Here is an 8,523-nt window from a genome sequence, read left to right as displayed (position 1 = left end):
TAACGTCTTTTGACTACACCATAAATCAAATTCTCCTGCTTTAAAGCCATCAGTAAATCTGATTTTACGTCTATCATCAGATAGTTGGTAGCCTGTTAGTTTATACTCAACGGAACGACTATGCTTTTTGAACCGAGGAAACCCCTTTTTTCCCGGTATCTTGGCATGACAATTCTGGTAAAACCGATTAATTGATTGCCAGGCTCTATCAGCAGCCGATTGACGTGCTTGTGAGTTTAATTTATTAACCCAAGGTGTCTCTTTATTGTTAGCTAGTACCGAGCAAAGTTTTTGGAGATCATTGCGGGTTGTACCCTTATGATCCATCCAATAACGAACACAAGAGTTACGCACAAACTGAGATGTTCTAATTGCTTCATCAAGCCGGTGATATTGCTCTAGTGTCCCGTTTTTTAGCTTTGCTTCTACGACTAGCATCTAACAATTCTCGACCATTGGTTAAGTAGATTATAACACAGTTTGTCCACAGATGGTGGAATTAAACCGATGCTCCGTTGCTGACCCTTCGACTTCGCTCAGGGTCATTGATATTCTGGTCGGATTTCATCCCCCGCTAATTTTTGTGAGTATCTTATCGAAAAATGTAGCGGGGGTATTCATCCGATATTTTAGGTAACTTAGGGAATGGGGGATAAGGATTAGGGGAAGTGGGGAAGTGGGAAATTTCAACTAAAACCCTAAAACCCTAAAACCCCTAAAACCCCAACACCTAAACCCCAACAGCTAACGGCTAAAAATAATCTTCTCGATGGCATCTAGGGCGGTTTCTAGGTCATCGTTGACGATTTGATCGGGGAATTCCTCGCTGGCGGCCAATTCTTCTTGGGCGCGCTCTAGACGGCGGGCGATCGCTGTTTCGGCATCTTTGCCCCGGCCGCGCAAACGACGTTCTAATTCCTCGAAACTGGGGGGTAGGATAAAGATTCTCCTCGCTTCGGGGAAGCTTTGACAGACCTGTCTGGCTCCCTCTAATTCGATTTCTAGAATTACGGTCTGGCCTGTTGCTAATTGAGCGGCGATCGCTGATTGGGGAGTTCCATAGTAGTTGCCCGCGTATTCGGCCGATTCTAGAAATTCTCCGGCTGCCATTTTCTCCTCGAAACTGGGACGGTCGAGAAAGTAGTAATCTTCCCCCTCAATTTCACCCGGTCGAGGTGGGCGCGTAGTGGCGGATACGGACAGGTAGAGGTTAGGGAAACGAGTTAGTAAATGCCGGACTAGCGTACCCTTGCCCACACCGCTAGGGCCGGTAATGACAATTAATTGACCGGGTTGCATGGGGTTAATGACTTAGTTGCTACTATTAACAGGCGCTTCCTTGTTGACCACGAAACGGTGAGCCACGGTTTCTGGTTGAATGGCCGACAGCACTACATGACTAGAATCGGTGATGATCACCGCACGAGTCCGTCTTCCGTAGGTAGCATCGATTAAACAGCCTTTATCCCGAGCATCACTGATGATGCGTTTGATAGGAGCAGATTCTGGGCTAACGATGGCGATAACCCGATTAGCGGAAACAATATTACCGAAGCCGATGTTGATCAGTTGTATATCCATAAGTTAACAAAGGTGCAGTCCTTTGTACAAAAGAGTGTGGAGGTATGATTACAATGTTATCGAGAAAGATTTAGCCTTACAACGCTAAAAATAACATTCTTAATCACATTTTAGTATTTTTTCAGGTTTTTTGCGATTTTAATTAAATTTGTTTACACAAGTCTCTATCTTAGGGAATAAAAAGGCAAAAGTCGGGAAAATTAGGGAATTTTGGGGGGTGTGGGGTGATGGGGTGATGGGGTGATGGGGTGATGGGGTGATGGGGTGATGGGAGAACAAATAAAAATAATCTCCTGACTCCTGACGACCGGCTACTGACTCCTGATCACTGATCACTGTTAAGAATGTCCCCGGCAATGGCATGATAATTATGGTGACTAATAAGTATTCTCTATCCTTGGTGGGTGCGTTAGACTATGGGTTTTGCTGATCTATCGATCGCTGATATTGCGGCAGAGTACGATCTGGCCGATGAATCTGTGTTGTCACTTTGCGACCAATTAGGCATCTCCTATAAAGATCGGCAGACTAATCTCGCCCTAGAAGATGCTAAAGCAATTATCTCACTGATTTTATCCCAACGCTCAGGAGTAACCGCCTCGAAAACGGAAACGTCCCCTTGACTTTATTCCCAACTGCGATCTTCTCGGTGTCCGTGATCACTTAGAATCGATCGACACCCTCCCAGAGGAGAAAATTTTTTAGTCACCTTAAAATTCCCTTTCTTGGAACAATTGCGAGTAGGAGAACAATGATCAAACGTTTGATTGTGGCAGCGATCGCTGTAGTTTTTTTTGTATTACAATTCAATCTTAACGGCGCTAGTGCCTTAGAACTCGATGAAGAAACCCTCACCATCACCCTCAATGATGCGGGGAAATCGGTGACTTTGACTTCTGAACAAGCGACGGAAGGACAGAAACTTTTTATCGCCAATTGTACTAAGTGCCACCTGCAAGGTAAAACCAAAACTAATAATAACGTCAGTTTGGGTCTGGCCGATCTGGCCAAAGCGGAACCCCCCAGAGATAATCTGTTAGCATTGATTGATTATCTAGAACATCCCACCAGTTACGATGGTGAAGATGATCTGAGCGAATTCCATCCCAATGTTAGCCGTCCCGATATCTTCCCAGAATTACGCAATCTGACCGAAGATGATGTGTATAACGTCGCCGCTTATCTGTTGGTTGCTCCCCGTCTAGACGAGCGCTGGGGTGGGACAATTTACTTCTAAATTGCACTCCATATATCCCTCGATCCCTCTAGATTTCTAGGGGGATTTTTGATTAGACAGCAAATAGTTGTAAAAATTCTTTGAGTTCATTTAATACCTCATGCTCAAAGTTCCAAATGTCTTTTTTGGTTAAAGCATGGGATAAATTACAATATTTCTTAGCCTCTCTTTTTTCATTCTGTGATGGTGTATCTTCCCTGATATAGTTTTGAATCCACAATTTATCAATTTTTTTACGATTTATATCAATATTTTTTTGTGCAAGACAGAATCGCCAAGCTTCTACACAATCAGCATGGGGAGAATCTTGGGTTTTAATTTCTCTCAACACTGTCTCTAGTTCCCCCTGTTCATTAACATGAAGAAAATGACAACCTATTTGAGTATTCGTAGAAGCATTTAATTGAAATAGCTTTTGGATATCATCTATCCTGGCTGCTTCTCTAAAAACTCTTTGAATACATTGACTAACCAGAGCAAGTCTTTCTTCTCTGGTTTGTTCATCTAAATCTAAAACAATACCTATCTTTTGAATATCATCTTTAAGCAGGGTGTCATTAAGTCGTTTTAGTCGTTGTTCAAGGCTACGATAATTTTCTCGTTCTATTCCGTCTAGAATATAAAATTCAACAATAGTTATCGTTAGATGAGTTGATTCATTAATATGATCAATAATAGCTCGTAAAAAAGCCTCATCATCTTGACTCTCAACAATCATTACATTAGCCACGATTCTACTCACCTCTGATTCGATCATTATGCTTGAGCGCGTAATCTAAGATATCTAATTCACTTTTAATACCGATAATTTTATCAGTTCTGGGACTCCTTGCTAGTTCAAAATAGGCCCCCTCTTCTGGATAATATTCTAACCCCACATCGGCAAAAGCTTGGATCATCTCTAAACTATGAGTTGTGGCAAAAATTTGGCTATCTAGTTCGATAGCTAATCGGAATAAAGTTTTCCAAATATCTGGGTAAGCAGTATAGTGAATACCATTTTCTATTTCATCGATAAAAATGATTTTTTTAGGATTGAGTAGTAGAGCAAAAATCATCTCTATCAGACGATTAATAGCTTCACCAAACAGAGATATGGGTAGGCGTTTTCTCTCTTTTCTTTTCAGATATAAATTTGGTTCACCCAGAAAAAAACTTTCTATTTTTTCAATGGACGGATCGAGAATTTGTAGAGCTTTTAGCACTTCTTCTTCCTGTTCATTAAAAACTATTTTAGTATAGGCCTCGCTCAATTCTTGCAAAGATTTATTGACAGATGCGGCAATGATTACTGGTTCCTCATCACCCGCATCAGGTAAAGCGAGTATTCCCTCAGAACTAGCAATTAAAAAATAGTTCATTTGACTATCTTTTGAGTCATTCTTGAGGTCAAAACTTGTGTGAATATTTAAGATAGAAATAACTGATTTATTTTTAGCGATAAAATCGTATAATTTTTGCCAGTCTTCAGAGATGCCTAAAACGCTATCTTTAAGAGAATCGGAAATCGATATTTTTACCAATTTATCTCCTTGGTTAGATTGGGAGCCTTTTAACTCAATAATATTTTTTCTATCAAGATTGAATAATAAATTATCCCAAGCATTTTTAGGAACAGCCTGAACAACTGCTAAAGATTCCTTGCGAATAGCTTCTCTGACTTCATGAATAGTATTTGGATAGGGATAACTATACAAAAATATTGCCTCTAATAGGGCAGTTTTCCCTGAATTGTTCTTACCACCAATTAAATTAACTCGCTCAAAACCTTCAATTTTGGTATGCTCAAAACATCTAAAATTACTAATTTCAATATCCTTAATCATGTTGACCTCTGGGCTGAATAAGCATAAACTTAGGGGTAGGAATGACCCCGGCAAGATGGGGATTTTTTTACTTAATTCTAGACGAGAATCGCCTCCAACTCTCAAACCGGTGACTATCCCCCACCGAAACTGCCGCCCTAAGAGATAATAGAGACAGGGATTTATTTACATTTCTTCATCATGGCTAGAGACTTACGAGGATTTATTAAGCTTTTAGAAGAGCGTGGGCAATTACGCCGCATTAGTGCATCGGTCTCTGCCGATTTAGAAATTGCCGAGATCGCTAATCGGATGCTACAGGTGGGGGGACCGGCCCTACTGTTTGAAAACGTGCAAGGAGCAGAGTTTCCCGTCGCTATTAACCTCATGGGAACCGTAGAACGCATCTGTTGGGCGATGAACCTGAATAAACCCGAAGAATTGGAAGATTTAGGCAAAAAACTCGCCCTGTTGCAACAACCGAAACCCCCGAAAAAACTCTCCCAAGCGATCGATTTTGGTAAAGTTTTATTTGATGTCCTGAAAGCCAAACCCAACCGTAACTTTTTCCCTGCCTGTCAACAGGTGATTTTAGAGGGGGATGAGGTAGATTTAAAGAAAATTCCGATGATTCGCCCCTATTCTGGCGATGCAGGCCAGATTATCACCTTAGGGCTAGTAATTACTAAAGATTGCGAAACGGGAACCCCTAACGTCGGTGTCTATCGCTTACAGCTACAGTCTCACAATACCATGACCGTCCACTGGTTATCCGTGCGCGGTGGGGCGCGTCACCTGCGAAAAGCGGCACAGATGGGCAAAAAATTAGAAATAGCCATCGCTTTAGGGGTTGATCCTCTGATTATCATGGCCGCTGCCACTCCTATCCCCGTAGATCTCTCAGAATGGCTGTTTGCGGGATTGTACGGCGGTTCTGGGGTACAGTTAGCCAAGTGTAAAACCCTCGATTTGGAAGTGCCGGCCGACTCAGAAATCGTCCTCGAAGGAACAATTACTCCCGGAGAGGTATTGCCAGATGGACCCTTTGGTGATCACATGGGTTACTATGGCGGTGTGGAAGATTCACCTCTGATTCATTTCCACTGCATGACCCATCGTCGCGACCCCATTTATTTAACCACTTTTAGCGGTCGTCCTCCCAAGGAAGAAGCGATGATGGCGATCGCACTTAATCGTATTTATACACCGATTTTACGGCAACAGGTGTCAGAAATCAGGGATTTTTTCCTACCGATGGAAGCTTTAAGCTATAAAGCGGCGATTATCTCCATTGATAAAGCCTATCCCGGACAAGCGCGGCGAGCGGCCTTAGCTTTTTGGAGTGCCTTACCCCAGTTCACCTATACTAAATTTGTCATCGTCGTCGATAAGGAGATTAATATTCGCGACCCCCGGCAAGTGGTTTGGGCAATTAGTTCTAAAGTGGATCCGGTTCGCGATGTGTTTATTCTCCCGGAAACCCCCTTTGATAGCCTCGATTTTGCCAGCGAAAAGGTCGGTTTGGGGGGGAGAATGGGAATTGATGCCACCACTAAAATGTATCCTGAAACTGACCACGAATGGGGGGAACCTTTGGAGTCGGATCCTGCCATGGCGGTCAAGGTTTCCCAACGCTGGTTAGAATACGGTTTAATCGATATTAATTTACAAGAAGTAGATGCCAATAAGTTTGGCTACGAAATGTAGATTTAACTGACTAAATACTCAAGAGCTTATCTTGTCCCTAAATCTCAAAAAAATCGGGCTAGAAATATCTTCTAACCCGATATTAGTGATTAATTTCTCGACTTAGTAAGCGTCCTGTAGTTCGTAGAATTCGGGAGAAACGTAATCTTTGCGTAGAGGCCAACCGACCCAATCTTCCGGCATTAAAATCCGTTTCAGGTGGGGATGTCCTTCATAAATAATGCCGAACATATCATAACTTTCTCGTTCTTGCCAGTCAGCTGCTTTCCAAATCCAGTAAACCGAGGCAACCCGGGGATTATCTCTGGGAAGAAAGACTTTTAAGCGCACTTCCACGGGACTATCGACATTATCGGTTACTTTGACCAGATGATAGAAACTAACTAATTCTTTCCCCGGTCCCAAATCGTAAGCGCCCTGACATTGGAGATAATTAAAGCCATAAGCGTATAAAGCAGTGGCCAGAGGAATTAAAAAGTCTGCTTCTACTTTAATCAATTCCACACCACTATGGTCAGCTTCTAAAGCTTGATGCTCAAAACCATTTTCACTTAACCAAATCGAAGTGGGGCCAGCTTGCACAATAGCTGTCGTTTCTTCAGTCATTTAGATTTCTTCCTTTTGTTTCGTGGTCAAAAGAGCGGGGGGAACAGGCATACCGGTGGCTTCTAGCAACTCTTTCGGAGGTGCTTGACGGGTGGCCGATTGCAGATATTTACCCGTAAGAATCGGTTCCGTGGCCTGCATTTTGTGGGTAGTGCTGTAATAACGATTGGTTTGCTGGAGGACAGTCCCGCGTTCTTGAATAGATTCGTTAGCGACTTTTTTCCGCAGTTTAATAATCGCATCGATAATCGCTTCCGGACGGGGGGGACAACCGGGTATATAGACATCCACGGGGATAAGTTTATCTACCCCTCTAACCGCAGTGGTGGAGTCACTGCTGAACATTCCCCCCGTAATCGTACAGGCACCCATGGCGATAACGTATTTAGGTTCCGGCATTTCTTCATACAGACGCACCAAAGCGGGGGCCATTTTCATGGTGATTGTACCGGCAGTGATGATTAAATCGGCTTGCCGGGGACTAGAACGGGGAACTAAACCAAAGCGATCGAAATCAAAACGGGAACCAATCAAGGCTGCGAACTCGATAAAACAGCAAGCTGTACCGTATAGCATCGGCCAAAGACTTGACAAACGCGCCCAGTTATACAGGTCATCAACGGTGGTGAGGATGACATTTTCCGATAAATCCTGGGTAACTTTGGTGCGTTCGATGGGATTGAGGATTTTTTCGCTTTGTTGTTCGATAATTTGCTTAAATTCGCTGGTAGGGTTGGGACTCATCGGGTTATCCTCTTATGAAAAGTCAAAAATAAGGAAAATTATGGCCGTTATGACCATTCTAAGGCTCCTTTTCGCCAAGCATAGACGAGAGCAACCACAAGGATAGCAATAAAGATCAGTGCTTCTACAAAAGCTAATAGGCCCAATTGATTGAAAGCTACTGCCCAAGGGTAGAGAAAGACGGTTTCCACGTCAAAAACCACGAAAACGAGGGCAAACATATAATAACGAATGTTAAACTGAATCCAAGCACCGCCGATCGGTTCCATCCCCGATTCATAAGTGGTGCGTCTTTCCGGACCACCACCACTAGGCCGCAGGACTTTGGAGGCAGTTAGGGATAGGATTGGTACTAAACTGCAAGCGAGCAGAAATCCTAGAAAATACTCGTAACCTTTGAGGACAAACACTGGGTTTTTTTTCTCCTTATTCGCTATCGACAGGGGAAGTTGTCGGCATCTCTATGGCTACTTATTATAGAGGCTTTAGCAACCCGTCTCCTTCTCAAAAGCAGCATTGAAGATGTTTATCGATACCATTAGCTAATCATCGGGTTGAGCTTCGCTTCTGTCTGTGCTTTGCTCTTGCTCTGACGGGGTGACAAAGAATTAACCGTGATCAGCTGTTGACTATCCAGATTGCTCGTTAAGATTGTACGGGATTGCTGGAGTTGCAAGTTCGAGCATTTGTACTAAAATTTCCGATAGGGGACTTGCGTGGGAATAATATCCCAATCGATCGGAGGGCGCAAGCTTTGCGCCCCTACAGTAACGGATTTTGTCCACAATGTAGGGGCGAACTGCGTTCGCCCAAAAGGTACATTATCAAAGCGCAAGTCCCTAG

Annotated in this window: 11 protein-coding genes; 3 read left to right on the top strand and 8 right to left on the bottom strand. The window is 43.2% G+C overall.

Annotation, left to right across the window (positions count from 1 at the left end):
- The 3 genes from IM456_RS02715 to remA all read right to left on the bottom strand — a co-directional run.
- On the bottom strand, positions 1-438 hold a 438-nt coding region (locus tag IM456_RS02715), incomplete at its 3' end, for a nuclease/transposase family protein (protein WP_502845897.1).
- A gap of 306 nt (positions 439-744) precedes the next feature.
- Positions 745-1,299, bottom strand: a complete 555-nt coding sequence (gene gmk / locus IM456_RS02710) for a guanylate kinase (RefSeq protein WP_004163380.1) — start codon at positions 1,297-1,299, stop codon at positions 745-747.
- A 12-nt stretch (positions 1,300-1,311) separates the two neighbouring features.
- On the bottom strand, positions 1,312-1,581 hold the full coding sequence (remA, locus tag IM456_RS02705; protein ID WP_002737924.1) for an extracellular matrix/biofilm regulator RemA: 270 nt from the start codon (positions 1,579-1,581) through the stop codon (positions 1,312-1,314).
- A gap of 416 nt (positions 1,582-1,997) precedes the next feature.
- Between remA and IM456_RS02700 the strand changes: the two genes are divergently transcribed.
- Both IM456_RS02700 and psbV read left to right on the top strand, forming a co-directional pair.
- Positions 1,998-2,204, top strand: a complete 207-nt coding sequence (locus IM456_RS02700) for a hypothetical protein (protein ID WP_002735525.1) — start codon at positions 1,998-2,000, stop codon at positions 2,202-2,204.
- A 128-nt stretch (positions 2,205-2,332) separates the two neighbouring features.
- Positions 2,333-2,818 carry a photosystem II cytochrome c-550 gene (gene psbV / locus IM456_RS02695; protein ID WP_061432254.1) on the top strand — a complete coding sequence of 162 codons (486 nt, stop codon included), beginning with the start codon at positions 2,333-2,335 and terminating at the stop codon, positions 2,816-2,818.
- A 52-nt stretch (positions 2,819-2,870) separates the two neighbouring features.
- Here the strand turns inward: psbV and IM456_RS02690 are convergent, their stop codons facing one another.
- Both IM456_RS02690 and IM456_RS02685 read right to left on the bottom strand, forming a co-directional pair.
- On the bottom strand, positions 2,871-3,575 hold the full coding sequence (locus IM456_RS02690) for a DUF3226 domain-containing protein (RefSeq protein WP_353737733.1): 705 nt from the start codon (positions 3,573-3,575) through the stop codon (positions 2,871-2,873).
- Complete coding sequence (locus IM456_RS02685; RefSeq protein WP_287692807.1) at positions 3,553-4,644, bottom strand: AAA family ATPase; 1,092 nt, start codon at positions 4,642-4,644, stop codon at positions 3,553-3,555. Before IM456_RS02685 ends, IM456_RS02690 begins: the two co-directional genes overlap by 23 nt.
- 180 nt (positions 4,645-4,824) lie before the next feature.
- Here IM456_RS02685 and IM456_RS02680 point away from each other — a divergent pair, with 180 nt between their 5' ends.
- Positions 4,825-6,330 (top strand): UbiD family decarboxylase, encoded by a 1,506-nt coding sequence (locus tag IM456_RS02680; protein ID WP_287692805.1) that lies wholly within the window; start codon positions 4,825-4,827, stop codon positions 6,328-6,330.
- A 102-nt stretch (positions 6,331-6,432) separates the two neighbouring features.
- On the opposite strand, the gene IM456_RS02675 is transcribed toward IM456_RS02680, so the two are convergent.
- The 3 genes from IM456_RS02675 to ndhC are packed head-to-tail and all read right to left on the bottom strand — an operon-like array spanning position 6,433 to position 8,090.
- Positions 6,433-6,936: an NAD(P)H-quinone oxidoreductase subunit J gene (locus tag IM456_RS02675; RefSeq protein WP_002780471.1), complete on the bottom strand. Its 504-nt coding sequence runs from the start codon at positions 6,934-6,936 to the stop codon at positions 6,433-6,435.
- Positions 6,937-7,680 (bottom strand): photosynthetic/respiratory NAD(P)H-quinone oxidoreductase subunit K, encoded by a 744-nt coding sequence (gene ndhK, locus IM456_RS02670; protein WP_002760976.1) that lies wholly within the window; start codon positions 7,678-7,680, stop codon positions 6,937-6,939. It lies immediately after the preceding gene.
- Positions 7,681-7,727: 47 nt separating this feature from the next.
- Positions 7,728-8,090: a photosynthetic/respiratory NAD(P)H-quinone oxidoreductase subunit C gene (gene ndhC / locus IM456_RS02665; protein WP_002739390.1), complete on the bottom strand. Its 363-nt coding sequence runs from the start codon at positions 8,088-8,090 to the stop codon at positions 7,728-7,730.
- Positions 8,091-8,523 lie beyond the last annotated feature (433 nt).

The organism is Microcystis sp. M079S1 (genome assembly GCF_020246425.1).
Classification (GTDB): domain Bacteria; phylum Cyanobacteriota; class Cyanobacteriia; order Cyanobacteriales; family Microcystaceae; genus Microcystis; species Microcystis aeruginosa.
This window is presented reverse-complemented; position numbering and strand designations above follow the sequence as displayed.

Excerpts from the sequence above, each read along its gene's own strand:
- gmk (WP_004163380.1), bottom strand. The coding sequence starts at position 1,299 with ATGCAACCCGGTCAATTAATTGTCATTACCGGCCCTAGCGGTGTGGGC.
- remA (WP_002737924.1), bottom strand. The coding sequence starts at position 1,581 with ATGGATATACAACTGATCAACATCGGCTTCGGTAATATTGTTTCCGCT.
- IM456_RS02700 (WP_002735525.1), top strand. The coding sequence starts at position 1,998 with ATGGGTTTTGCTGATCTATCGATCGCTGATATTGCGGCAGAGTACGAT.
- psbV (WP_061432254.1), top strand. The coding sequence starts at position 2,333 with ATGATCAAACGTTTGATTGTGGCAGCGATCGCTGTAGTTTTTTTTGTA.
- IM456_RS02690 (WP_353737733.1), bottom strand. The coding sequence starts at position 3,575 with ATGATCGAATCAGAGGTGAGTAGAATCGTGGCTAATGTAATGATTGTT.
- IM456_RS02685 (WP_287692807.1), bottom strand. The coding sequence starts at position 4,644 with ATGATTAAGGATATTGAAATTAGTAATTTTAGATGTTTTGAGCATACC.
- IM456_RS02680 (WP_287692805.1), top strand. The coding sequence starts at position 4,825 with ATGGCTAGAGACTTACGAGGATTTATTAAGCTTTTAGAAGAGCGTGGG.
- IM456_RS02675 (WP_002780471.1), bottom strand. The coding sequence starts at position 6,936 with ATGACTGAAGAAACGACAGCTATTGTGCAAGCTGGCCCCACTTCGATT.
- ndhK (WP_002760976.1), bottom strand. The coding sequence starts at position 7,680 with ATGAGTCCCAACCCTACCAGCGAATTTAAGCAAATTATCGAACAACAA.